22 protein-coding genes are annotated in these 25,363 nt (G+C 64.8%); 17 read left to right on the forward strand and 5 right to left on the reverse strand.

Features of this window, described 5'->3' with window-relative positions; all coding sequences use genetic code 11:
• Positions 1 to 4 precede the first annotated feature (4 nt).
• From rpsK to dsbD, 5 genes are all read left to right on the forward strand, one after another.
• On the forward strand, positions 5 to 409 hold the full coding sequence (gene rpsK, locus ACEN9Q_RS27665; protein WP_036172227.1) for a 30S ribosomal protein S11: 405 nt from the start codon (positions 5 to 7) through the stop codon (positions 407 to 409).
• Positions 410 to 655: 246 nt separating this feature from the next.
• Positions 656 to 1,279 carry a 30S ribosomal protein S4 gene (gene rpsD, locus ACEN9Q_RS27670; protein ID WP_056449155.1) on the forward strand — a complete coding sequence of 208 codons (624 nt, stop codon included), beginning with the start codon at positions 656 to 658 and terminating at the stop codon, positions 1,277 to 1,279.
• A gap of 235 nt (positions 1,280 to 1,514) precedes the next feature.
• On the forward strand, positions 1,515 to 2,492 hold the full coding sequence (locus ACEN9Q_RS27675) for a DNA-directed RNA polymerase subunit alpha (RefSeq protein WP_056449152.1): 978 nt from the start codon (positions 1,515 to 1,517) through the stop codon (positions 2,490 to 2,492).
• Positions 2,493 to 2,610: 118 nt separating this feature from the next.
• Entirely contained in the window at positions 2,611 to 3,006 is a 396-nt protein-coding gene (rplQ, locus tag ACEN9Q_RS27680) for a 50S ribosomal protein L17 (RefSeq protein ID WP_056449149.1), read from the forward strand.
• Positions 3,007 to 3,128: 122 nt separating this feature from the next.
• On the forward strand, positions 3,129 to 5,051 hold the full coding sequence (gene dsbD, locus ACEN9Q_RS27685; RefSeq protein WP_495626711.1) for a protein-disulfide reductase DsbD: 1,923 nt from the start codon (positions 3,129 to 3,131) through the stop codon (positions 5,049 to 5,051).
• A 122-nt stretch (positions 5,052 to 5,173) separates the two neighbouring features.
• Here dsbD and ACEN9Q_RS27690 read toward each other — a convergent pair whose 3' ends face one another.
• The gene (locus ACEN9Q_RS27690; protein ID WP_056449143.1) at positions 5,174 to 5,656 is read right to left on the reverse strand and encodes a Spy/CpxP family protein refolding chaperone; all 483 of its coding nucleotides are present in this window, start codon (positions 5,654 to 5,656) and stop codon (positions 5,174 to 5,176) included.
• A gap of 227 nt (positions 5,657 to 5,883) precedes the next feature.
• On the opposite strand from ACEN9Q_RS27690, the gene ACEN9Q_RS27695 reads away from it, so the two are divergent.
• From ACEN9Q_RS27695 to ACEN9Q_RS27720, 6 genes are all read left to right on the forward strand, one after another.
• Entirely contained in the window at positions 5,884 to 6,612 is a 729-nt protein-coding gene (locus ACEN9Q_RS27695; RefSeq protein ID WP_056449140.1) for a response regulator, read from the forward strand.
• On the forward strand, positions 6,609 to 7,976 hold the full coding sequence (locus tag ACEN9Q_RS27700; protein ID WP_082548327.1) for an ATP-binding protein: 1,368 nt from the start codon (positions 6,609 to 6,611) through the stop codon (positions 7,974 to 7,976). Before ACEN9Q_RS27695 ends, ACEN9Q_RS27700 begins: the two co-directional genes overlap by 4 nt.
• Positions 7,977 to 8,156: 180 nt before the next feature.
• The gene (locus ACEN9Q_RS27705; protein ID WP_495626712.1) at positions 8,157 to 9,323 is read left to right on the forward strand and encodes an efflux RND transporter periplasmic adaptor subunit; all 1,167 of its coding nucleotides are present in this window, start codon (positions 8,157 to 8,159) and stop codon (positions 9,321 to 9,323) included.
• Positions 9,324 to 9,326: 3 nt separating this feature from the next.
• Complete coding sequence (locus ACEN9Q_RS27710; RefSeq protein ID WP_495626713.1) at positions 9,327 to 12,443, forward strand: efflux RND transporter permease subunit; 3,117 nt, start codon at positions 9,327 to 9,329, stop codon at positions 12,441 to 12,443.
• Positions 12,444 to 12,588: 145 nt separating this feature from the next.
• Positions 12,589 to 13,755, forward strand: coding sequence for an IS4 family transposase (locus ACEN9Q_RS27715; RefSeq protein WP_495625211.1), 1,167 nt, complete (start codon positions 12,589 to 12,591; stop codon positions 13,753 to 13,755).
• 290 nt (positions 13,756 to 14,045) lie between these two features.
• The gene (locus ACEN9Q_RS27720; protein WP_495626714.1) at positions 14,046 to 14,915 is read left to right on the forward strand and encodes a hypothetical protein; all 870 of its coding nucleotides are present in this window, start codon (positions 14,046 to 14,048) and stop codon (positions 14,913 to 14,915) included.
• A gap of 276 nt (positions 14,916 to 15,191) precedes the next feature.
• On the opposite strand, the gene hemB is transcribed toward ACEN9Q_RS27720, so the two are convergent.
• Complete coding sequence (gene hemB, locus ACEN9Q_RS27725) at positions 15,192 to 16,205, reverse strand: porphobilinogen synthase (protein WP_495626715.1); 1,014 nt, start codon at positions 16,203 to 16,205, stop codon at positions 15,192 to 15,194.
• A gap of 24 nt (positions 16,206 to 16,229) precedes the next feature.
• Positions 16,230 to 16,940 (reverse strand): ribosome biogenesis GTP-binding protein YihA/YsxC, encoded by a 711-nt coding sequence (gene yihA / locus ACEN9Q_RS27730; RefSeq protein ID WP_495626716.1) that lies wholly within the window; start codon positions 16,938 to 16,940, stop codon positions 16,230 to 16,232.
• Positions 16,941 to 17,133: 193 nt separating this feature from the next.
• On the opposite strand from yihA, the gene ACEN9Q_RS27735 reads away from it, so the two are divergent.
• The 5 genes from ACEN9Q_RS27735 (at position 17,134) to msrQ (ending at position 23,023) form a co-directional block, all read left to right on the forward strand.
• A complete protein-coding gene (locus ACEN9Q_RS27735; RefSeq protein WP_056449117.1) occupies positions 17,134 to 17,817 on the forward strand; it encodes a c-type cytochrome in 684 nt (227 codons plus the stop codon).
• Positions 17,818 to 17,964: 147 nt separating this feature from the next.
• A complete protein-coding gene (locus ACEN9Q_RS27740; protein ID WP_056449114.1) occupies positions 17,965 to 20,058 on the forward strand; it encodes a cytochrome c biogenesis protein ResB in 2,094 nt (697 codons plus the stop codon).
• A 32-nt stretch (positions 20,059 to 20,090) separates the two neighbouring features.
• Positions 20,091 to 21,266 (forward strand): c-type cytochrome biogenesis protein CcsB, encoded by a 1,176-nt coding sequence (gene ccsB / locus ACEN9Q_RS27745; RefSeq protein WP_056449111.1) that lies wholly within the window; start codon positions 20,091 to 20,093, stop codon positions 21,264 to 21,266.
• Between the two features lie 120 nt (positions 21,267 to 21,386).
• Entirely contained in the window at positions 21,387 to 22,364 is a 978-nt protein-coding gene (msrP, locus tag ACEN9Q_RS27750; RefSeq protein WP_056449108.1) for a protein-methionine-sulfoxide reductase catalytic subunit MsrP, read from the forward strand.
• A gap of 11 nt (positions 22,365 to 22,375) precedes the next feature.
• The gene (gene msrQ, locus ACEN9Q_RS27755) at positions 22,376 to 23,023 is read left to right on the forward strand and encodes a protein-methionine-sulfoxide reductase heme-binding subunit MsrQ (protein ID WP_495626717.1); all 648 of its coding nucleotides are present in this window, start codon (positions 22,376 to 22,378) and stop codon (positions 23,021 to 23,023) included.
• Positions 23,024 to 23,294: 271 nt separating this feature from the next.
• Here the strand turns inward: msrQ and lysA are convergent, their stop codons facing one another.
• Positions 23,295 to 24,569, reverse strand: a complete 1,275-nt coding sequence (lysA, locus tag ACEN9Q_RS27760) for a diaminopimelate decarboxylase (RefSeq protein ID WP_495626718.1) — start codon at positions 24,567 to 24,569, stop codon at positions 23,295 to 23,297.
• Between the two features lie 11 nt (positions 24,570 to 24,580).
• Positions 24,581 to 24,856: an LPS translocon maturation chaperone LptM gene (gene lptM / locus ACEN9Q_RS27765; RefSeq protein WP_157202115.1), complete on the reverse strand. Its 276-nt coding sequence runs from the start codon at positions 24,854 to 24,856 to the stop codon at positions 24,581 to 24,583.
• Positions 24,857 to 24,897: 41 nt separating this feature from the next.
• On the opposite strand from lptM, the gene cyaY reads away from it, so the two are divergent.
• Positions 24,898 to 25,227, forward strand: a complete 330-nt coding sequence (cyaY, locus tag ACEN9Q_RS27770; protein ID WP_056449094.1) for an iron donor protein CyaY — start codon at positions 24,898 to 24,900, stop codon at positions 25,225 to 25,227.
• The last annotated feature ends 136 nt before the right edge of the window (positions 25,228 to 25,363 follow it).

Here is a 25,363-nt window from a genome sequence, read left to right on the forward strand (position 1 = left end):
GACCATGGCTAAGCAACAAAGCTCGGCGGCTGCAGCTCGCATCCGCAAGAAAGTCAAAAAGAACGTCGCCGAAGGCATCGCACACGTCCACGCATCGTTCAACAACACCATCATCACGATCACCGATCGTCAGGGCAATGCCCTGTCGTGGGCGACGTCCGGCGGCGCAGGCTTCAAGGGTTCGCGTAAATCGACCCCGTTCGCGGCGCAGGTCGCAGCTGAAGCGGCTGGCAAGGTTGCTCAGGAATACGGCGTGAAGAACCTGGAAGTGCGTATCAAGGGCCCGGGCCCGGGCCGTGAGTCGGCTGTGCGCGCGCTGAACAACCTGGGTATCAAGATCACCGAAATCCAGGACGTGACGCCGGTTCCGCACAACGGCTGCCGTCCGCCGAAGCGTCGTCGTATCTAATTGCTGCCCGGGCGGCTCGTCCGCCTGTCGCAGTATCGATACGCCACACGCCGTGGTGTCAAAGATCGCCGGTGCAGTTGACCCCGAAATGGGTTATACTGCCCGGCTATTGTCGCCTTGGGCCGTCCCGGTCCGGGGTATTTTGTAAGCCACGTCCGGTCTCATCGAAGAACCGGACTAGCGCCTGTTGCGAACGTCGATCGATTCGCATCCGGGGCGTGATCATCAAAATAAAGGAAGTTTAACGTGGCACGTTATATCGGACCTAAAGCAAAACTGTCGCGCCGTGAAGGCACCGACCTGTTCCTGAAGAGCGCACGCCGCTCGCTCGATTCGAAGTGCAAACTGGACGTCAAGCCAGGCCAGCACGGCGTCAAGTCGGGCCAGCGTACGTCGGACTACGGCAACCAGCTGCGTGAAAAGCAGAAGGTCAAGCGTATCTACGGCGTGCTGGAGCGTCAGTTCCGCCGCTACTTCGCCGAAGCGTCGCGCCGCAAGGGCAACACCGGCGAGACCCTGCTGAAGCTGCTGGAATCGCGTCTGGACAACGTCGTCTACCGCATGGGCTTCGGCTCGACCCGTTCCGAAGCGCGCCAGCTGGTCAGCCACAAGGCCCTGACCGTGAACGGCAACGTCGTGAACATCGCTTCGTACCAGGTCAAGACCGGCGACGTCATCGCTGTCCGCGAAAAGGCCAAGAAGCAGACCCGTATCCTCGAAGCCCTGTCGCTGGCCGAGCAGGTTGGTTTCCCGAGCTGGGTGTCGGTCGATGCCAAGAAGATGGAAGCAACCTTCCGTTCGTACCCGGAGCGTAACGAGATCGCTGCCGACGTCAACGAAGCGCTGATCGTCGAACTGTACTCGCGTTAATTGACAAAGCGGGCGGCGCGCCGCCCGCTTTGTCACCCCCGCGCAGGCGGGGACCCAATTTCGAGCAGCCGACTGCGCTTGCAGAAATTGGGTTCCCGCCTCCGCCGGAACGACGGTTTTTCTGCCGTCGCGCCTCACCAGATTCGCCGTACCGCCTGCTCGAAGAAGCAGGCGTTTCTACTGATGCCATCAGCCTTATCGGTGTAACGAGCCGAGGGTATTGAAGAGGACACTCATGCAAAATAGTTTGTTGAAGCCACGTATTATCGATGTCGAAACGCTCGGCGCCGGCCACGCGAAAGTCGTGATGGAACCGTTCGAACGTGGTTATGGCCACACGCTGGGCAACGCGCTGCGCCGCGTCCTGCTGTCGTCGATGATCGGCTACGCGCCGACCGAAGTGACGATCGCCGGCGTCGTGCACGAGTACTCGTCGCTGGACGGTGTGCAGGAAGACGTCGTCGACCTGCTGCTGAACCTGAAGGGCGTCGTGTTCAAGGTGCACAACCGTGACTCCGTGACGCTGACCCTCAAGAAGGAAGGCGAAGGCCCGGTCCTGGCATCCGACATCGATCTGCCGCATGACGTGGAACTGATCAACCCGGATCACGTGATCGCCCACCTGACCGCTGGCGGCAAGCTGGACATGCAGATCAAGGTCGAAAAAGGCCGCGGCTATGTGCCGGGTAACGTGCGCCGCCTGTCGGAAGACACGAACAAGACCATCGGCCGCATCATCCTGGACGCATCGTTCTCGCCGGTCCGCCGCGTGTCGTACGCCGTGGAATCGGCCCGTGTCGAACAGCGTACCGACCTCGACAAGCTGATCATCAACATCGAGACCAACGGCGTCATCACGCCGGAAGAAGCGATCCGCCAGTCGGCCCGCGTCCTCGTCGACCAGCTGAACGTGTTCGCCGCCCTGGAAGGCACCGAAGCCGCCGCGGAAGCGCCGTCGCGTGCGCCGCTGGTCGATCCGATCCTGCTGCGTCCGGTGGACGACCTGGAGCTGACCGTCCGTTCGGCAAACTGCCTGAAGGCCGAGAACATCTATTACATCGGCGACCTGATCCAGCGTTCGGAAAACGAACTGCTGAAGACGCCGAACCTGGGCCGCAAGTCGCTGAACGAGATCAAGGAAGTCCTGGCTTCCCGTGGTCTGACCCTGGGCATGAAGCTGGAGAACTGGCCGCCCGCAGGTCTGGAAAAGTAATTGCACCACCTGCCTGGGCAATGTTGCCCGGGCAGTTTTTAACCTAGAACCGGTCCGCGGTCACGCGTGTGCGTGAACGATCGAAGAACTGGATTTAAAACACTCGAAAGGAAATACCATGCGTCACCGTCACGGCCTTCGCAAGCTGAACCGCACCTCGTCCCACCGTCTCGCCATGCTGCGCAACATGACCGTTTCGCTGCTGCGTCACGAAGCGATCAAGACCACCGTTCCGAAAGCCAAGGAACTGCGCAAAGTCGTCGAGCCGATCATCACCCTGGGCAAGAGCGACACCCTGGCCAACAAGCGCCTGGCATTCGCCCGCCTGCGTGACCGCGAAATCGTGCAGAAGCTGTTCGCCGAAATCGGCCCGCGCTACAACGCGCGCCCGGGCGGCTACATCCGCATCCTGAAGATGGGCTTCCGCGTTGGCGACAACGCACCGATGGCGTTCGTCGAGCTGGTCGACCGTCCGGAAGTCACTTCGGCTGACGAAGCACCGACCGCAGAGTAATCGCTACTCGGCGTTCATGAAAAACCAGGCCGTTGCGCCTGGTTTTTTTTCGCCTGTCGAAGGCCTGCAGCGGATGCACACCCGGTGTACCATGCTGATGCGTTGAACCAATCTTCCGACCCATGTCCCGATTCTCCTCCTCGCCCGCCGCACGCCTGCTGGCCGCGCTGTGCACGCTGCTGCTGGCCTGCCTCGCCTTCGTCCCCGTCGCCCACGCGGACGACGATTTCCTGCCGCCCGAACAGGCGTTCAAGTTTTCCGCGCACATGGCGGATGCGCACACGATCGTCGTGAATTATGCGATCGCCGACGGCTACTACATGTACCGCGAGCGCTTCCACTTCAGCGCGAACGGCGCCAGGCTGGGCGAGCCCGCCATCCCGCCGGGCAAGGTCAAGTTCGACGACACGTTCCAGAAGAACGTCGAGACCTATCACCACGGCGTCGAGATCCGCATCCCCGTCGATGCCACGGGGCCGTTCACGCTGAACGCCAGCGGCCAGGGCTGCGCGGACAAGGGCCTGTGCTATCCGCCGCAGGACACGTCGGTCCAGCTCGCGCCGGGCGGCGGCGGCGAGCCGCAGATGAGCGTCGCGCCGGGGCAGTCGCTGCCGCCCGGCCAGGGCGCCTTCGCATTCCCGGGCACAGCCGCCCAGCCGGCGCCGCAAGTCGATACGCCCGCTGCGATGGCACCGGCGGCGGCACCGGCCGCGCAGTCCATCGCGCCCGCCGCGCCTGCGCCTGCGCCTGCGCCTGCGCCCGCGCGCGGCGCGCCATCCGAACTGTCCGGCATCGCGTCGCTGCTGCAGGGCGGCCGCCTGCTCGCCATCGTCCCCGCCTTCATCCTGCTGGGCCTGGGCCTCGCGTTCACGCCGTGCGTGCTGCCGATGGTGCCGATCCTGTCGTCGATCATTGTGGGGGAGGGCGGGCAGGTGCACCGCTCGCGTGGCCTCGTGCTGTCGCTCGCGTATTCGCTCGGGATGGCGATCGTCTACACGGCGCTCGGCGTCGCCGCCGGCCTCGTCGGCGAAGGCCTCGCGGCCGCGCTGCAGAATCCATGGGTGCTGTCGAGCTTCGCCTTGTTGATCGCGGCGATGTCGCTGTCGATGTTCGGCGTGTTCCAGCTGCAGGTGCCGGCCGCGCTGCAGACCCGCCTGGCCAGCGCCTCCGGGCGCCAGGCGTCCGGCAAGCTGGCCGGCGTGTTCGTGATGGGCGCCATCTCCGCGCTGATCGTCGGCCCGTGCGTGGCCGCGCCGCTCGCGGGCGCGCTCGTGTATATCAGCCAGACCCGCGACGTCGTCATCGGCGGCGCCGCCCTGTTCGCGATGGCGATCGGCATGAGCATTCCGCTGCTGCTCGTCGGCGTGTCGGCCGGCTCGCTGCTGCCGCGCGCCGGCATGTGGATGGAGGCCGTGAAGCGTTTCTTCGGCGTGCTGATGCTGGCGATGGCCTTGTGGATGGCCGCGCCCGTGCTGCCGGGCCTCGCGCAGATGCTGCTGTGGGCCGCGCTGCTGCTGGGCTATGGCTTTTATCTGCTGCACGGTCTTGGCAAGAACGGGCATTGGGCCGGCCCGGCCGTCGGCGCGGCGTGTGTCGTGCTCGGCGCGGTCCAGCTCGTGGGCGCGGCCAGCGGCGCGCGCGATCCGATTGCGCCGCTGGCCCGCTTCACGGGCGGCGCGCCGGCGCGGCCACTCGCATTCACGCGTATCAAGACCGTGGCCCAGCTCGACGCCGCCCTGGCCGCGACGGGCGGCCGCACGGCGCTGCTGGATTTTTATGCGGACTGGTGCGTGTCGTGCAAGGAGATGGAAAAGCTGACCTTCGTCGATCCGGCCGTCAAGGCGCGGCTGGCGAATACGGTGCTGCTGCAGGTCGATGTGACGGCGAACGACGCGGATGACCGGGCAATGCTCAAGCGCTTCGGCCTGTTCGGGCCGCCGGGGATCATCATGTTCGACAAGCGGGGTGCGGAGATTCCCGATAGCCGGGTGATCGGCTACCAGGACACGAACAAATTCCTCGGCTCGCTGGCCAGGTTGCTGTAGGGTGGGCGGCCCCCGCCCACGCGCGCAACGTTCGCCGGCACGGGCGGCATCTCGAACGTCGCGTATCGCCGCGTGGGCACGTTTCATTTGAGGCCCCCGGCCTCAAATGCCCACCCTACCGATCAGCCGTGGCGCATGCCGTGGCCGTGGCCGTGCCCGTGGCCGAAGCGCGCGGCCTTTTCGTCGAACGTCTTCTTCTGGTCCGCGCTCAGGACCGAATAAAACGTGTTCAGGGACGCCTGGCGCTGCTCCAGGGCGGCCGTGCGCTGCTTCTGCATGTCGATCATCTTCGCCATGCGTTCCGGCGCCGTCAGGTTGGCCCAGGCGGCGCGGTCGTGCTGCCGGCGTGCTTGCGGCTGCATCGAGGCGACGAAGGCGTTCCAGGCGTTTTCCTGGGCCGGCGTGATCTTGAGCTCGTCGTGCAGCCTGGCGATACGCTTCGCACGGAACGCGGCCCGCTGTTCCGGCGTCGGTTTCTGGTGCTGCATGCCGTGGCGGGCCGGCGGGGCGGCCTGGTCCGTCGTTTGTGCGTGGGCGCCCAGCGCGGCGGTGCCGAGGGTCAGGGCGGACAGGGCGGTAATCAGGTGTTTGCGATAGGTTTTCATCTCGTATCCTAGTCAGGGGGTAAATTGACAAACAGCCAAACGTTGTCATCGTGCTCCGATCGGCGTCTATCGCGTCGTCTTCGCATGGTGTTCATCATGGCCCCGAGTTGTAAGCGCAGCGTTTCCGCTCTCTGGTTCTTTGTATCAATTTGTTTCCCTATCAGATCCATATACACGCCGATACAAAGTGGCTGTTCAGCGCCGCCCCAAGTCGCGATAATGACGCCATGGACAATCCATCTACCATCCTGATCGTCGACGACGACCGCGATATCCGCTCGCTGCTGGCCGATTACCTGGAAGCGAACGGCTACCGCGCGCTTGCCGCGGCCGACGGCACCGCCATGTGGAAACTCCTGGACGAGTCGCGTCCCGACCTGATCGTGCTCGACCTGAACCTGCCCGGCGACGACGGCCTCACGCTGTGCCGCAAGCTGCGCGCGCATTCGACCATGCCCGTCATCATGCTGACCGCCCGCAGCGAGCCGCTGGACCGCATTCTCGGCCTGGAAATGGGGGCCGACGACTACCTGCCCAAGCCGTTCGAGCCGCGCGAGCTGCTGGCGCGCATCCGCAGCGTCCTGCGCCGCAGCCACGCGATGCCGCCGACCTCGCAAGCCGAGAACGTGCAGCAGATGAAATTCTCGGGCTGGACGCTCGACCTCACCGCGCGCCACCTCGTCAATCCGCAGGGCGTGATCATCATGCTGTCGGGCGCCGAATTCCGCCTGCTGCGCGTGTTCCTGGAGCACCCGAACCGCGTGCTCAACCGCGACCAGCTGCTGAACCTCACGCAGGGCCGCGACGCCGACCCGTTCGACCGTTCGATCGACATCCAGATCAGCCGCCTGCGCCAGAAGCTCGGCGAGGATGCGCGCATGCCCCAGATCATCAAGACCGTCCGCAACGGCGGCTATGTGCTGGCCGGCCAGGTCACGGTGGAGCCGAGCACGTGAGAGCTTTCCTCGGCTCGATGACGGGCCGCGTGTTTGCCACCCTGCTGCTGGGCATCCTGCTCACGGCCGCGCTGACCCAGCTGCTGGCCGACGCCGAGCGCCAGCGCGTCATCGACGAGTTCCGCGACCTGCACATGCTCGACCGCGCCGAACAGCTGATCATGGCCACCGAGATCGTCCCCGAGTCCGCGCGCAAAGCCTATCTGGACGTGGCCAACCGTCCCGGCATGCAGCTCGTCGACGTCGACATCCACCCGGCCGCGCTGGCCCAGGTCAATTCCGAATTCACGCAAGCCCTGGCCGCCCGCATGGGGAAAGGTTATGTGATGCGCTCGCTGGCCGCGCGCCCGGCCGCGTGCGCGACGGCGCGCGACCAGCCCGTCGTGTTCGGCCTGATGCGCATGAAGTGGCGCGGCACGTGCGAGAGCATCAGCGTGCGCTTGCGCGACGGCGACGAGCTCGTGCTGTCCGTGCTGCCCCCGCGCTCGGCCACGTCGCCCCAGCGCACGGACTACACGTGGACCATTTCGATCTTCCTCGTCAGCGTCGCCTTCCTCGCCTACCTCGTGGCACGGATGACGACGCGGCCGCTGAAGCAGCTGGCGCAGGCGGCGAAAGACCTCGGCAACGACATCAACCACCCGCCGCTCGACCTCACGGGCGCCGACGAGATCCGCCAGGCCAGCGCCGCCTTCAACGCGATGCAGGCGCGCATCCGCCAGTACATCTTCCAGCGCACGCAGATGCTGGCCGCGATCACGCACGACCTGCAGACGCCGCTCACGCGCATGCGCCTGCGCCTGGAAAAGGTCAGCGAACCGGAACTGCAGGAGCGCCTGATCGGCGACCTGTCCGCGATGCAGGCGATGGTGCGCGAAGGGCTCGACCTGGCGCGCAGCATGGACACGAACGAAGCCATGCAGATGCTGGATCTCGACTCGCTGCTGGATTCCGTGTGCGCCGACGCGGCCGAGAGTTGCCAGCGCGTGACCTTGTCCGGCCATGCCGGCATGGCGTTGCTGGGCCGGCCGATGGACTTGCGCCGCTGCCTCGTCAACCTGATCGACAACGCCGTCAAGTACGGCCACGCGGCCAGGGTCAGCGTCGACCGCATCAACGGCGCCGCGCGCATCCGCATCCGCGACGCCGGCCCCGGCATCCCTGGCGTCGAGCTGGCACGCGTGTTCGATCCGTTCTACCGGGTGGAAACGTCGCGCTCGCGCGAGTCGGGCGGGACGGGCCTGGGTCTGACCATCGCCCGCAACATCGCCGAGCAGCACGGCGGCAGCATCAGCCTGGCCAATCACCCGGAAGGCGGGCTGGAAGCGACCCTGATGTTGCCGGAATATTACCCGGGCAAGTAAGCCAAAAAATCGCACGGGCAGAAACAATGCTGTTACACCCGTGTGGGACAATCCTTGCCGGAGACTGGGCCTGTCCGGCCGACGTCATCCTCATCGCATAAATACAAAAGAGATCCGGCCGCCCGTCGGCGGCGCAGGGTTAAAAGAGATCGGCCGCCCAACCGCGGCACAGGGAATGGAATGAAAAGTAAAAACATCGCGATCATCGTCGGCATCGCCGCCGCCGCCGGCGCCGCTGCGTGGACCATGAACCATGGATCGGATTCGCATGCCGACGGGGCCGCCGCGGGCGGCAAGGGCAAGGGCGCGCAGCCGCCGGCCATCGTCAACGTGGTGGCGCCGCAGCGCCAGGACGTGGCCGTCGTGCAGCAGGCCAACGGCACCGTCACACCGATCCGCACCGTCGACCTGCACCCGCAGACGACGGCCACGATCCGCCAGGTCCACATCAAGGAAGGGCAGTTCGTCAAACAGGGCGAGCTGATGTTCTCGCTCGACGACCGCGAAGACCGCGCGAACCTCGACAAGGCGCAGGCCCAGGTCGCGCGCGACCGCGCGTCGCTGGCCGACCTCGAACGCCAGTTCAAGCGCAGCCAGGATTTGTTCGCCCAGCATTTCATCGCCCAGAGCGCCGTCGACACCTTGCGCGCCCAGGTCGACCAGGCCCGCGCCACCTTGCAGGCCGACGCCGCGGCCGCGCGCGCGAGCAGCGTCACGACCAGCTACACGGCGATCCGTGCGCCGATGGCGGGCCGCGTGGGCGGCATCAACGTCTATCCGGGCAGCCTCGTGCAGCCGGCGACGTCGCTCACGACGATCACCCAGCTGGACCCGATCACCGTCGCGTTCACCTTGCCGGAAGCGAGCCTGCCGGCGCTGCTGGCGGCCCAGAAGCGCGGCAAGGTCGACGTGGAGGCCCTGCCGGGCGCGGGACTGGCGCCGGTCAAGGGCCAGCTGAGCTTCGTCGACAACACGGTCGACCCGACGGCCGGTACGATCAAGGTGAAGGCCGAGTTCGACAATCGCGAAACGAACCTGTGGCCCGGCCAGTACGTGAACACGAGGGTCGTCGTGCAGACGCTGAAGGATGCCGTCGTGATCCCGGAGAACGCCATCATCACCAATGCCCAGGGCACGTTCGTGTACGCGCTCGAGAAAGACCATTCCGCGCGCCTCGTGCCCGTGCAGCGCGTGTACGGCGCCGGCCTCATTGCTGCCGTCAGCGGTCTCGCCGGCAGCGAGCAGATCATCACCGAGGGCAAGCAGAACGTGCGTCCCGGCGCCAAGGTGCGCCTGGCGTCCGAGCTCGGCAAGGCCAAGAGCGTCCACGTCGCCGACAAGGGCTGATCCATGAATCTGTCCGAACTGTGCATCCGCCGGCCCGTCATGGTCGTGCTGCTGTCGATCAGCCTGATCCTGGTCGGCATCCTGGCGTATTCCCATATCCCGGTGGCGGCGCTGCCCAGCTATAACACGCCCGTCATCAACGTCAACGCCAACCTGGACGGCGCCAGCCCCGAGACGATGGCGTCGTCGGTCGCGCTGCCGCTCGAAAAGCAGTTCTCGACCATCGCCGGCATCAACCTGATCACGTCGACGAGCACGCAGGGCAACACGTCGCTCACGCTGGAATTCGATCCGTCGATCGACGTCAACGCCGCCGCCGTCGACGTCCAGGCCGCGCTGCTCGCGGCCCAGCGCCAGCTGCCGCAGGAAATGACGACGATGCCGTCGTACCGCAAGGTCAACCCGGCCGACGCGCCCGTGCTGTTCATGACGATGACGTCGCCGTCGATGAACCTGTCCGACCTGAACGACTACGCCGAGAACCTCGTCTCGCCCGCGATTTCCACGTTGCCGGGCGTCGCCCAGGTGCTGGTCCATGGCGGCAAGCGCTTCGCCGTGCGCGTGCGCGCGAAGACCGACCTCATGAATGCGCGCAACATCACGATGGACGAACTGGCGACCGCGCTGCGCTCGGCGAACTCGAATTCCGCGCTGGGCATCCTCGACGGTCCGCAGCAGACCCTGACCATCCAGGGCCCGGCGCAGATGATGAAGGCGGCCGATTTCGAGAACCTGATCGTCGCCACGCGCGACAACCTGCCGGTGCGCCTGAAGGACGTCGCCACCGTCGAGGACAGCTACCAGTCGACCCGGGCCTTCGGCGCCTACAACGGCGAGCGTGCCATCGTGCTGCTCGTGCAGCGCCAGCCGGACGCCAACACGGTCGCGGTGGTCGACGGCGTGCGCCGCCTGCTGCCGCGCTTCCAGTCGCAGCTGCCGGCGTCCATCAAGATCAACCTCGTCAACGACCGCTCCCGCTCGATCCGCGAGGCGATCCACGACGTCAACTTCACGCTGGCGCTGACGGTGGGTCTCGTCGTGCTCGTGATCTTCCTGTTCCTGCACCGCGCGTCGGCCACGTTCATCCCGGCCGTCACGATGCCGATTTCGCTGCTGGGTGCCCTCAGCCTGTTGTTCTGGCTCGGCTACAGCATCGACAATATTTCCCTGCTGGGCATCACGCTCGCCGTCGGCCTCGTCGTCGACGATGCCATCGTGGTGCTGGAAAACATCGTGCGCCACATCGAGATGGGGAAAAAGCCGATGCGCGCCGCGCTCGACGGCTCGCGCGAGATGGGTTTCACGATCGTGTCGATTTCGGTATCGCTCGTCGCCGTGTTCATCCCGATCTTCTTCATGCCGGGCGTGATTGGTTTGCTGTTCCACGAATTCGCCGTGATCGTCGGCCTCGCGATCCTCGTGTCGGCCGCCGTGTCGCTGACGCTCGTGCCGGTGCTGGCGTCGCGCCTGCTCCCGGCGCACGGCCATGACCACACGGAAGAAAAAAGCTTCATCGGCCGCCACTTCGAGGCCGCGTTCACGTCCGTGCGCAACGCCTACGAAAAGACGCTCGACGTCGCGCTGAGGCACCGGTTCGTCGTGCTGATGATTGCGTTCGGCACGTTCGCGCTGACCGTCGTGCTGTACACGACCATCCCGAAAGGTTTCTTCCCCGAGGAAGACATCGGCCAACTGCGCGTCACGACGGAAGCGGCCGAGGACATCTCGTCGTCCGCGATGGTCGTGCTGCAGACGAAGGTGGCGCAGGTGATCCAGGACGATCCGGCCGTGCAGGACGTCACGTCGTTCTCGAGCGGCGGCAACAACGGCCGCATGTTCATCGTGCTCAAGCCGCGCGCCGAGCGCGACAAGATGCCGCAGGTGGTCGACCGCCTGCGCAAGTCGCTGCGGAATGTCGCCGGCGTGAACGTCTACATGGCGCCGGTGCAGAACCTGCAGCTGGGCGGCCGCCAGAGCAAGAGCCGTTACCAGTACACCTTGCAGAGCGTGTCCGGCGCCGACATCAGCCAGTGGGCCAACGAGTACATGGAGCGCATGCGCAACAACCCGATGTTCCGCGACGTCACCAGCGATACGCAGGACAAGGGCCTGCAGGCGAAGCTCGACATCGACCGCGACAAGGCCAACCTGCTGGGCGTGCAGCTGGGCGACATCCGCACGGCGCTGTACGCGGCGTTCGGCGAGCGCCAGGTGTCGACGATCTACTCGAGCGCGGCCAGCTATTACGTGATCCTGGAAACGGCGAACGAGGACCGCCAGTTCGAGGACGCGCTGTCGCGCCTGTCCGTGCGCAGCAAGACGGGCCAGCTCGTGCAGCTGTCCAGCGTGGCCACCGTCAAGCGCACCGTCGGCCCCATCGCCGTCAACCACCAGGGCCAGCTGCAGGCGATCACGCTGTCGTTCAACCTGGCGCCGGACGCGCCGCTCGGCGCCGCCACCGCCGCCATCGAGCAGATGGGCCGCGACATGAAACTGCCCGCGTCCATCATCACCAAGTACGGCGGCGACGCGGCCGTGTTCCAGAGTTCGCAGTCGAGTCAGCTGATCCTGATCGTGGCGGCCGTCGGCGTGATCTACGTGCTGCTGGGCGTGCTGTACGAAAGTTTTATCCACCCGATCACGATCCTGGCCGGCCTGCCGTCCGCCGCGGTGGGGGCGCTGCTGACCTTGCGCCTGTTTAATCTCGACCTGACGATGATCGCCATCATTGGCATCCTGATGCTGATCGGCATCGTCAAGAAGAACGCGATCATGATGATCGACTTCGCCCTGGACGCCCAGCGCAACCAGGGATTGAAGCCGGAACAGGCGATCCGCGAAGCCTGCATCCTGCGCTTCCGCCCGATCGTGATGACGACGCTGGCCGCACTGATGGGCGCGCTGCCGATCGCCCTGGGCCTGGGCGCCGGCGCCGAGCTGCGCCAGCCGCTGGGGCTGGCCGTGTGCGGCGGCCTGATCTTCTCCCAGGTGATCACGCTGTACATCACGCCGGTGATCTACCTGTACCTCGACAAGTACAGCGGCAGCGGTCCGATGACCGATACGCAGCTCGTCGAGATGGAGCACGGGCGCAAGGCCGTCCTCAGCAAGGTGGCCTGATCACGACGGCGCTTGAAACTTGGGTTCCCGCCAACGCGCACTGCTGTCCGGAATAATTTGAGGGGAAATCGCTGAAGGTGTTGCAGGGACTGGTTTACGGGCGTATACCCGAGTCGCCAAACTCAAAAAACCAAAACCCCGCAACATGTTCAGCATAGCTACCTTTCAGGAATTATTAAAGGGCCTGCCCCGCTCGGAGTTCGATCGGCTGGTAAAAAGACACAAGGCCGACAAGTACTCTAAAAAATTCGGGCACTGGCAGCACCTGATCGCAATGATGTACGGGCAGCTCAGTGAAGCGCCGGGCTTGCGGGCGCTGGAGACGGGCTTTAATCATCACCGCTCTCACCATTACCATTTGGGCGCCGGGATGATCAAACGTACGACGCTGGCCGATGCGAACGCCAGGCGCTCCGATACCGTGTTCAGTGACGTCGCCAATTGGCTGATGGGACAGGTGTCGCGTCAGTTGCGCAGCGATAGTGCTGAATTGATGTATCTGCTCGACTCGACGTCGTTGACGCTCAAGGGACGGGAATTCGAGCGTTGGACACAAGAAAACCGCACCCGCAACACCCAGGGTATCAAGGTCCATGTCCTGCTCGATGCCGAGACCCGGACGCCAGACTGGATTTCGTTCAGCGCGGCCAACGTGAACGACGTAGAGAAAGCCTGGAGCGTACCGCTGGTTCGGGGCGCCCTTTACGTCTTCGACAAAGGCTACTGCGACTACGCCTGGTGGAACGCCATCAGTCAGGCTGGGGCGCAGTTCGTTACCCGGTTCAAACGCAATGCCGGCCTACAGATAATCGAAGAAAGAAGCATTCCCGCCGAAGCCGCCGGGGTCGTGCTCAATGATGAAATCGTCCGGCTCAAACATAAGCGTCCCGGAGGACGAGACAACCCGTACCTGGCATCGCTACGGCGTATCACGATCGCTCGCCCGGAAAAGGACACGCCGCTTGTCCTGGCCACCAACGATCTGGACAGCGCCGCGTTCGAGATCGCCCAGCGTTACAAGGAGCGCTGGGGAATCGAACTGTTTTTCAAGTGGATCAAGCAGCACCTGAAAATCAAAAAATTCCTCGGGCGGAGCGAAAACGCAGTGCGCATCCAGGTGCTTACAGCGTTGATCAGCTATTTGCTCGTGGCGCTCTACAAGCAGCGGCACTCGCTCAAGATCAGTCTCTGGGACTGTCTCGTGCTGATACGCGCCACCTTGTTTCAGCGCCCCGAGATCGAAGCTTCCCGCTATCGACAACGACGGCGACTTCAGCAAGAAATGGCAGAGCTCCAGCTGAGCCTCATCTGATGAAACTGTCAAGAATTTTATTCCGGACAGCAGTGCGCCAACGCGGGAACGACGGTCGAACGTATTATGTGAAATGAGGTCGAAATCCATTTCACATCGACCGATTCCTTAGTGCAAGGTTGATACACACTGTAACAACCATTAAGCCAGGCAGCTTGTAAGCTCATTACAGATGCTTAACAGCGCGTGCGCAGGGAAACTAAACAAGTTAGACTGCGCCTCGTCAATATCTTTTTACTGGCTCCTGTCCAGGGGCGTTCATTATCTTGCGTGACCATTCCCACATTCCGATGGAAGACAGCGATGTCTGCGTGCATTGCGGCCAGCCGCTGCCTGGACGGAAAGTGGTCATCTACGGCCAGAAGGGGCCGAACCGCACCGGTATTGCGGTCACGATCGCGCTGCACCTGCTGCTCGTGGCCGTCTGGCTGTTCCAGCCCAAGCCCGAACACCATGCGCCCCCCAAGGCCGGCGAAGCCATCGTCTGGCTGCCGCCGCTAAAACCGAACAAGCCGGCCGCCAAGCCGGCCGAGCAGGCGCCCAAGAAGACCGCCAAGGCGGCCGCATCCAAACCGACCCCGCCGCGCGTGACGCACGTGCAACGCCTGCCGAACACGATCACCTTGCCGCACGAAAAACCGGTCGAGGAAAAGCCGCAACCGACCAAGGAAGACAAGGCGCCGCCGCAGGAAGTCGACATGCAGGCCTATATCGACGCCCAGCGCAAGCGCCGCGGCGCGCCGGCCCAGACCGATCAGGCCGAGGAAAGCGAAGCGGCGCGCGGCAACCGCAACGCGCTCGCCAACATCGCCGCCATCAACGGCCGCGGCGGCCAGGACCCGAACGAGACGGGCGGCGTGTTCAGCGTCACGAACAAGACGTTCAGCACGGCCGACCTGAAATTCCGCGGCTGGAACCCGAACTTCAAGCGCCGCTGGCTGACGGCCGTGACGGTCGAGCGCGGCAGCGAGCCGGACATCGAGACGGCGATCGTCAAGAAGATGATCGAGCTGATCCGCAAGGAAAAGAGCGGCGACTTCGAGTGGGAATCGCATCGCCTGAACCGCGTCGTCACGCTGTCGGCGCGGCCGCAGGATACGCAGGAGCTGACGAATTTCCTGTTCAAGGAAATGTTCCCGGAATACAAACCGCCGCGGTGAGCGGGCACCGGACCCGCCATACGGTAACCGGTGAATCGTAGGGTGGGCACCCCGTGCCCACGCGTAAAGCCGGCAAGCCGCAAAAGTCGCGCGCGGGCTCGGGGAGCCCGCCCTACGGCAGCCGGTGAATCGTCGGGGGAGGGGGCACCCTGTGCCCACGCGTAAAGCCGATAAACCGCGAACGTCGCGCGCGGGCTCGGGGAGCCCGCCCTACGAAATACCGCGAATTCAACACGGATAACCAACAAAAAACCGCGCCTCGGCGCGGTTTTTCTTTTACGCCGCGGCCTTCAACCGCCGCGCCACGTCCATCGCGAAATAGGTGAGCACCCCATCCGCGCCGGCACGCTTGAACGACATCATGGTCTCCATGATGACCTTGTCCGGATCGAGCCAGCCGTTCTGGAACGCGGCCTGCAGCATCGCGTACTCGCCGCTGACCTGGTAGGCAAAGGTCGGCACCTTGAACTCGTCCTTCACGCGGCGCACGACGTCCAGGTAGGGCATGCCCGGCTTGACCATCACCATGTCTGCGCCTTCGGCGATGTCCAGCGCCACTTCGCGCAGGGCCTCGTCGCTGTTGGCCGGGTCCATCTGGTACGTGTTCTTGTCGGCCTTGCCCAGGTTGGCGGCCGAGCCGACGGCCTCGCGGAACGGACCGTAGTAGCCCGACGCGTACTTGGCCGAGTAGGCCATGATGCGCGTGTGGATGAATTCCTTCTCTTCCAGCGCCACGCGGATCGCGCCGATGCGGCCGTCCATCATGTCCGACGGCGCCACGATGTCCACGCCGGCCTCGGCCTGGGCCAGCGCCTGGCGCGTCAGCATGGCGATCGTCTTTTCGTTGACGATGTAGCCGTTCTCGTCCGGCAGGCCGTCCTGGCCGTGGGTCGTGTACGGGTCGAGGGCGACGTCCGTCATGAGGCCCAGCTGCGGGAAGTGGCGCTTCAGTTCGCGCACGGCGCGCGGCACGAGGCCGTCCGGGTTCGTCGCTTCGACGCCGTCATAGGTCTTGAGCGACGCGTCGACGACGGGGAACAGCGCGAGCACGGGAATGCCCAGCGCGACGGCTTCCTCGGCCACCTTCAGCAGCAGGTCGACGGACACGCGTTCCACGCCCGGCATCGACGCCACCTGCTGGCGCTGGTTCTGGCCGTCGAGGATGAACACGGGGTAGATCAGGTCGGACGGCGTGACGACGTTTTCGCGCATCAGGGCGCGCGAGAACGGGTCGCGGCGCATGCGGCGCATGCGCACGGCGGGGTATTGCGAAGGCGTGATGATCGGCATGTCTAATCCTGCGGTCGTAGCAAATTATTCGTCGGCGTCGGCGTCGGCCTGGCCGGCATCCGCATCCGGGTCCGCGTCCAGGCCGAGCAGTTCGATGATCTTGTCGTTGGCTTCGTCGATGCCGACGCGCTTGAGCGCCGAGAACAGCTGGACGGTGAACGGAAAGCCGTTGCCATCCTCGTCGACATAGCTGTCCAGCACCTGCCGCGCCTGGCGCAGGACGTTGACGGATTCGTTGCGGTTGAGCTTGTCAACCTTGGTGAGGATGCAGTGGATCGGCTTGCCCGTCGGGGCGAACCATTCCAGCATCTGGATGTCGAGCTCGGTGAACGGGCGGCGCGAGTCCATGATCAGGACGAGCGCGGCCAGCTGTTCGCGGCGCTGCACGTAGTCGCCAAGCAGCCTTTGCCAATGCAGCTTGGCGTCGCCCGACACTTCCGCGTAGCCATAGCCGGGCAAGTCGACGAGCAGGCCCTGGATCTCCTCGACGTTGGTCGGGTCCTTGCGGTGCATGGCGACGTGGGCGCCGCCGATCGAAAAGAAATTGATGTGCTGCGTGCGGCCCGGCGTCTTGGACGCGAATGCGAGGCCCTTCTGATTCGTCAGGATATTAATCGCCGTCGATTTGCCCGCATTGGACCGGCCGGCGAAGGCGATTTCCGGCACCTGCGTCTTGGGAAGATCCCGCAACTGGTTGACGGTCGTGAAGAAACGGGCTTGCCAGAGTTTGGACATGAGGGAAGTGAAGCGAAAAAGACAACGAAGGTGAGGGCAGGAAACAAAGGCTATTGTACAATAGGGAGTTACCTGTCGTCGGCGAGCCTGAAGGATGGAACGTCGGCGCGGGAGCACGAGCATGACCGCTGCACTGCAACTGCAAGAAGGATCTCCGGATCCTGATTATCTTCGACTTTTTCAGGGTGCTTGAATGAATCGTGTGTTCCAACCGGCCGCATGCGCGGCGATCGTGAAGTCCTTGCTGGCCAGTTTCGTCCTCGTGGGCAGCGCTCTTGCAGCGGACGCGGCCCATGCGCCCCCGGCTGCCGCCAAGGCCGATCCGGCCAAGGGCGGTTCCCTCTACGACACCGGCGACAACGCCCGCGGCCTGCCGGCCTGCGCGTCCTGCCACGGCGCCGGCGGCAATTCGACCATCAACACCAATCCCAGGCTGGCCGGCCAGATCGATACGTACCTCCACAAGCAGCTCGTCGACTTCACCACGCCGGCCCGCAACCAGCCCGTGATGACGACGTATGCCAAGATGCTGAGCGACGACGAAAAGAAAAACATCGCCGCCTGGCTCGCCACGCAGCAGCCCAAGCAGGGCGCCGCGCGCAACAAGGACACGCTCGAACTTGGCCGCAAGATTTATCGCGGCGGCATCGCGGACCGCGGCGTGGCCGCCTGCGCCAGCTGCCACGGCGCCACCGGTGCGGGCCTGCCGGTCCAGTATCCGCGCCTGGCGGGCCAGCACCAGGATTACACGGTCACCCAGCTGCAGGCGTTCAAGAGCGGCGCGCGCAGCAACAGCCCGCAGATGGCCACGCTGGCCAAGCGCCTGTCGGACGATGAAATGAAAGCCGTCGCGGATTACATTGCCGGCCTGAAGTAATGACTGGTATTGCTGGTCCCGGATAATCGAGCCGACTAATCGGCCTAAACTAAAACAACCGGCGGAAACAACAGGGAAGGGCGACCGTGCAAGCGGGGCGCCCTTTTGTTGTATCCTCGTTGAATGTTGTATCTAGAGTGAAAGTCGATGAGCACCACCGGAATTGAACTGAAAACGCGCCGGCGCGGCCTGGCCGAAGCGGTCGAATTGATGTCCTCGATGCGTTTCGCGATCACCTTGCTGGTGATGATCGCGATCGCCGCCATCATCGGCACCATCATGCAGCAGGACCGGGCGATGCCCGATTACGTGAACCAGTTCGGCCCGTTCTGGTTCGAGGTGTTCCGCAAGATCGGCCTGTACACGGTCTATTCGGCCTGGTGGTTCCTGCTGATCCTCGGCTTCCTGATCGTCTCGACGAGCCTGTGCATTGCGCGCAATGCGCCGAAATTCCTGCGCGACATGCGCAGCTGGCGCGATGCCGTGCGCGAGGAATCGCTGCGCAACTTCCACCATCGGACCGAATGGACGGCGCCGCTGGCCATGGTCCCGCTGGCCCAGCAGACGGCGTCCCGCCTCGTCGACGCCGGCTACCGGACGAAGATGGTCGACAAGCCGGGCGGCGTGCTCGTCGCCGCAAAAAAAGGGGCCGCCAACAAGTTCGGCTATATCTTCGCGCACACGGCCATCATCGTGATCCTGCTGGGCGGCCTGCTCGATTCGAACCTGCCCATCCGTTTCCAGGAATGGTTCATGGGGAAGACGCCATATGCCGGCACGGGCCTGATCTCGGCCATCGCGCCGCAGCACCGCCTCGGCCTCGGCAACCCCACGTTCCGCGGCAACACCATGATTCCCGAAGGCCAGGCCAGCGACACGGCACTCCTGCAGCAGGCCGACGGCGTGCTCGTGCAAGACCTGCCGTTCACGATCGAACTGAAAAAATTCATCATCGACTTCTACACGACGGGCATGCCCAAGCTGTTCGCCAGCGAAGTCGTGATCCGCGACCACGAGACGGGCAAGACGTTCCCCGCCACCATCAAGGTCAACCAGCCGCTGATTTACCGCGGCGTCGCCGTCTACCAGTCCAGCTTCGACGATGGCGGCAGCAAGCTCAAGTTGACGGGCTGGCCGATGACGGGCACGGGCGACAAATCGTTCGCCATCGACGGCGAGGTCGGCACCTCGACCGAACTGAAGCAGGGCGCCGACACGTACGCCGTCGAGTGGTCCGGCTTCCGGCCGTTCAACGTCGAGAACACGAGCCAGAACAACGATGCGCGCGCCGTCGCCAAAGGCAAGAGTTTCGAGGAACAGTTTGCCCAGACCTTGTCCCAGCACACGGGCTCGGCCGCCAAGAACGCCGGCAACAAGGAATTAAAAAATGTCGGGCCCAGCGTGCAATACAAATTGCGCGACAAGACCGGACAGGCGCGCGAATTCCTGAACTACATGCAGCCCGTGACGCTGGAAGGCCATGAGGTGTTCCTGGCCGGCGTGCGCGCCAATCCGTCCGACCCGTTCAGCTTCATGCGCATCCCGGCCGACGACGAGCACGGCGTGCGCGAATGGATGCGCCTGCGGGCCGCGCTGGCCGATCCGGCGCTGCGCGCGGAGGCCGCGCGCCGCTACGCCGCGCGCGCGCTGCCGCCGGGCGATGCGAGCGGGACCCTCGCCACGCAGTTGCAGGAATCGGCCGCCAAGACGCTGGCGATCTTTGCCGGCGACGGCAACCAGGGCGGCTATCTCGCGGTGTCGAAATTCCTCGAACGCATCCCCGCCGCCGAGCAGGAAAAGGCCGCGACCGTATTCATGAAGATGCTCAACGGCGCAATGTGGGAGCTGTGGCAGGCTGCGCGTGCGCGCGACGGCGCGGCGCCCGTGACGCCGACCGAGACCCATGGCCGCTTCCTGCAACAGGCGACGAATGCGCTGTCCGACAGCTTTTTCTATGGCGCGCCCGTGTTCCTGGCGCTGGACGATTTCAAGGAGATCAAGGCCTCCGTGCTGCAGGTGACGCGTTCGCCGGGCAAGAAAGTGGTGTATGTCGGCTGCCTGCTGCTGGTGCTGGGCATTTTCTCGATGTTTTATATCCGCGAGCGCCGCGTCTGGGTGTGGGTGAAGCCGGCGCCGGACGGCGGCACGCACGCGCTGATGGCGATGAGCACGCAACGCAAGACCCTCGATTTCGAGCGCGAATTCGACGACCTGAAGAACAAATTGCCGCAATCGGCGTAAGCTTCGAAAAGCAAGCAACAAAGGAGACATCCATGGACATTCCATCGCAATCGCATGCCGGCGTGCCGGACCGCGGCGCGTACACCCGGCCCCCCGGCTTCTTCAAGCGCCTGACGGCCGTCGACTGGCTGTTCGGCGCCGCCCTGCTGGCCGCCGCGCTGTTCGCGCTGCAGCGCTTCGGCGCCTACATGGACGTCTACGAGCGGGCGATCCTCGTGCTGGCAGCGCCCGTGTTCGCCTTCGTCGGCTGGACCTTCAAGCCGGTGCGCTGGCTGATGCCCCTCGTGGCCCTGCTGGCGCTGTGGGCCGTGCAGCTGTACGGCGGCTCGCTCGACGCCGCCAACCAGAAATTCTTCCTCAAGTACATGCTCTCGAGCCAGTCCGCGATCCTGTGGATGAGCGCGATGTTCGTGTTCTCGACCGCGTTTTACTGGCTCGGCCTGCTCACGCGTTCGCCGTTCGGCGGCAGTGTCGGTTCCAAGCTGTGCTGGGCCGCCGTCGTCCTGGGTTTCACGGGCATGATGGTGCGCTGGTACGAGTCCTACCTGATCGGCGCGGACGTCGGGCACATCCCCGTGTCGAACCTGTACGAAGTGTTCATCCTGTTCTCGATGATCACGGCGCTGTTCTACCTGTACTACGAACAGCGCTACAAAACGCGCCAGCTGGGGCCGTTCGTGCTGCTCGTGATCTCGGCCGCCGTCGGCTTCCTGCTGTGGTACACGGTGGCGCGCGACGCCGCCGAGATCCAGCCGCTCGTGCCCGCGCTGCAAAGCTGGTGGATGAAGATCCACGTGCCCGCCAACTTCATCGGCTACGGCACGTTCTCGCTCGCGGCGATGGTCGGCGCGGCCTACCTGCTGAAGTCGCACGGCATCTTCGCCGACCGCCTGCCGGCGCTGGAAGTGCTGGACGACGTGATGTACAAGGCCATCTCCGTCGGCTTCGCGTTCTTCACCGTCGCCACCATCCTGGGCGCGCTGTGGGCGGCCGAGGCGTGGGGCGGCTACTGGTCGTGGGACCCGAAAGAGACGTGGGCGCTGATCGTCTGGCTGAACTACGCGGCCTGGCTGCACATGCGCCTGATGTCCGGCCTGCGCGGCCGCGCGGCGGCGTGGTGGGCCCTCATCGGCCTGGTCGTGACGACGTTCGCCTTCCTGGGCGTGAACATGTTCCTGTCCGGGTTGCACTCGTACGGCAAGCTGTAATATGTCCGTTTATGTCGGTAGGCGGCATTTGGTAACAAATGCCCGCCTGGACGACCCGGGGGCGGCAGATGGTGTAACGTTGATATGTCGCGCGAAACACTATTTACTGCCGGAGCCGCCATGTTGATCAGAAAAAATCCGAACGGCATCGATTTGCCGTTCCCGTCCGAAATCACGCCGCGCGAGGTCTACGAAGGCCGGCGCGCCTTCCTCGCCAGGGTCGCGGCGACGGCCGTGGCCGGCTCCTCGCTGTGGGAAATGGCCAATCGCGAAGCCTTCGCGCAAGGCACCGTGCAAAAGCTGCCGGCCACGCGCAATCCCGCGTTCTCGACGAACGAGAAGCAGACGCCGTTCGAGGACGCCACCCACTACAATAATTTCTACGAGTTCGGTACCGACAAGGCCGACCCGGCCGCCAATGCGCACACCTTGCGCACCCGGCCGTGGACCGTGCAGATCGAAGGCGAGGTGAAAAAGCCGATGACGCTCGACCTCGACCGCCTGGTCAAGCTGGCCCCGCTGGAAGAGCGCATCTACCGCTTGCGCTGCGTCGAGGGCTGGTCGATGGTGATCCCGTGGGTCGGCTATTCGCTGGCCAGCCTCATCCGGCAGGTCGAGCCGACCGGCAACGCCAAGTACATCGAATTCACGAGCCTGGCCGACCGCAGCCAGATGCCGGGCGTGAAGAGCCGCGTGCTCGAGTGGCCGTACATCGAAGGCCTGCGCATGGACGAAGCCATGCATCCGCTCGCGCTGCTCACGGTCGGCATGTACGGGCAGGTGCTGCCGAACCAGAACGGCGCGCCGGTGCGCATCGTCGTGCCGTGGAAATACGGCTTCAAGTCGGCCAAATCCATCGTCAAGATCCGTTTTACGCGCGACCAGCCGCGCACGGCGTGGAACGGCATCGCGCCCGAGGAATACGGGTTTTATTCGAACGTGAATCCGAACGTCGACCATCCGCGCTGGTCGCAGGCGTCGGAGCGGCGCATCGGCGAAGGCGGGTTGTTCACGCCCAAGCGCAAGACGCTGATGTTCAACGGCTATAACGAGGTCGCCTCGCTGTACACGGGCATGGACCTCAAGAAGTATTTCTGAGCGGGCCGGCCATGGCGTTCAATCCGACCCCCAGGCAGTTCAAGACCCTGAAGGCTGTCCTGTTCTTGCTGGCGCTGCTGCCGTTCCTGCGCATGGCGTGGCTGACAGCGACCGGCGTGCCCGTCGATCCCGTCGAGTTCCTCACGCACGGCAGCGGCGACTGGGCCCTGTACCTGCTGTGCGCCACGCTCGCCGTCACGCCGCTGCGGCGCCTGACGGGCTGGAACTGGCTCGTCCGCCTGCGGCGCATGGTCGGCCTCTACACGTTCTTCTACGCGTTCATGCATTTCACCACCTTCCTGTGGTTCGACCATTTCTTCGACGTGGCCGCCATGTGGAAGGACGTGCTCAAGCGGCCGTTCATCACGGTGGGCTTCGCCGCCTTCGTGCTGCTCATCCCCCTGGCCGCGACGAGCACGAACGCGATGATCAAACGCCTGGGCCGCAACTGGGCCCGGCTGCACAAGCTGATCTACCTGATCGCGCCGCTGGCGATCCTGCACTACTGGTGGATGAAGGCGGGCAAGCACAACTTCGAGCAGCCCATCGTCTGGGGCAGCGTCGTCGCCGTGCTCCTGCTGCTGCGCGTGTGGTGGAGCGTGGGCCGCACCTCAGCCCGCGCCGAAAAACGTCCTGCGCCTGCATCCGTGCGATCGTGACCGGAGACCCTGATGCATACTGCCTGACATGAAGTGGCCCCTTGCGCTGGTAATCGTCGTGGTCCTGGCCCTCGTGCTCGTTTTCGGCATGGGGCGGCCGCGCTATGGGGTGCTCGAACGGTGTCTCGACCTCGGCGGCCGCTGGAATGACCAGGCGGCCGCGTGTGCGGCGCAGATGTGGCCGGATGACCGGTCGAGGGGGAGGGAATGAACCTGGAAACTTGGGTCCCCGCCTTCGCGGGGACGACGTTTTCACGCAGCGGAGAAGCGGTTATTTGACGATGGTTTCGAGCGCGAACAGGTCCGCCGGATTTTCGCGGCGACGGATGACATGCACCTGGTCGCCATCGACGAGCACCTCGGCCGCACGCCCGCGCGTGTTGTAGTTCGAGGCCATCGTGAACCCGTACGCGCCGGCCGCCATCATGGCCAGCACGTCGCCCGGCTCGACGGCCAGGTCGCGGTCGCGGGCCAGCCAGTCGCCCGACTCGCACACCGGGCCGACGAGGTCGTATGTGACGGCCGCGCCGTCACGCTGCACGACCGGCTTGACGTCCATCCAGGCCTGGTACAGGGTCGGGCGCGCCATGTCGTTCATGGCGGCGTCGACGACGCAGAAATTCTTTTCCTCGCCCGGCTTGAGGAACTCGACGGCCATCAGCAGCACGCCCGTATTGCCCACGATGGAACGGCCCGGCTCGAAGATCACCTTGAGCGGACGGCCGCCGTGCTTCTCGGCGCGCCAGGCGTCCACGCGCGCGAACACGCGCTCGACGTAGTGGGCGATCGGCACCGGCGACGACTCGCCCGTGCCGTAGTCGATGCCCAGGCCGCCGCCCACGTCCAGGTGGTGGATGTGGATGCCTTCGCTCGCCAGCGTGTCGATCAGTTCGATCAGCTTGTCCAGCGCTTCCAGCAGCGGGGCGTCGTCCAGCAGTTGCGAGCCGATGTGGCAGTCGATGCCGACGACGTCCAGGTGCGGCAGCTGCGCGGCCGTGCGGTAGGTTGCCAGCGCGTCCGAGAACGCGACGCCGAACTTGCTGGCCTTGAGGCCGGTCGCGATGTACGGGTGGGTCTTGGGGTCGACGTTCGGGTTCACGCGCAGCGAGACGGGCGCGCGCTTGCCCATGCGGCCGGCGACTTCGTTGATGCGGTGCAGTTCCGGGATCGACTCGACGTTGAAGCACAGGATGCCCTTCTCGAGTGCCAGCGCGATCTCGGCCGCGGTCTTGCCGACGCCAGAAAAGATCACCTTGGCCGGGTCGCCGCCGGCGGCGATCACGCGCAGCAGTTCGCCGCCCGACACGATGTCGAAGCCGGCGCCTTGCCGCGCCAGCAGGTCGAGGATGGCCAGGTTGGAGTTGGCCTTCATCGCATAGCAGACCAGCGCATCGCGGCCCGCGCACGGGCGCGCGTAGCCGGCGAAGTTTTCCAGCAGCTGGGCTTTCGAATAGACGTAGGTCGGGGTGCCGTGTTCGGTGGCGATGGCGGACAGGGGAACGCGTTCGGCGTGCAGCACGCCGTCTTGATAAGTGAAGTGAGACATGGAATCGGTGCTTACTGTTGGGTGGCCGGCGGGGGCTGGTTGGGCGCCTCGGTATTGTTCGCGTTCGAGCCGGCGGCGGGGACCGTCACGCCGGCGGCGGGGGCCGGGGGCGAGATCTGGATGGCCGGCGTGGCCGTGTTCTTGGTGGTGCCGGTCGCGGCCGCGTTGGTGTTCGCGGCGGGGATCCGGGCGGGCGGTTTCGGCATGGTGAGCGGGCCGGTCTGGCCGCAGGCCGACAGCGCCATCAGGGTCGCCAGGCTTGTCAGGAGCGCAAATGGGGACTTCACGTTTAGAATCACGGTTTGATTAGCAGACCTTGGAGTGTAGCATGACCGAATCCGAATTTTTGGCCCTGGCCGAGTCCACCCTGAACGAGATCGAACAGGCGTTCGACCGCCTGTTCGAGCAGGACGTGGTCGACGTCGAGTGCAAGCGCAGCGGCAACGTCCTCGAGATCGAGTTCGTCGACAACGGCTCGAAGATCATCGTCAACAGCCAGGCGCCGCTGCAGGAAATGTGGATCGCGGCGCGGGCCGGCGGTTTCCATTACAAGCGCGTGGGCGACGAGTGGCGCAATACGCGCAACGACACGGAGTTCTTCACGTCGTTGTCCGATTTCGCCACGGAGCAGGGCGGGGCGCCCGTCAAATTGCGTTGAATTCCTCGGCGTGCGCATGGTGGGCACGGGGTGCCCACCCTACGGCCAGTGGGCGGCCCCGCCCACGCGTAACGCCGGCACGACCGTAACGCCAGCCGTAGGGTGGGCGGCCCCCGCCCACGCGTAACGCCGGCAC

The sequence above is a fragment of the Massilia sp. Masssp93 genome, from assembly GCF_059491295.1.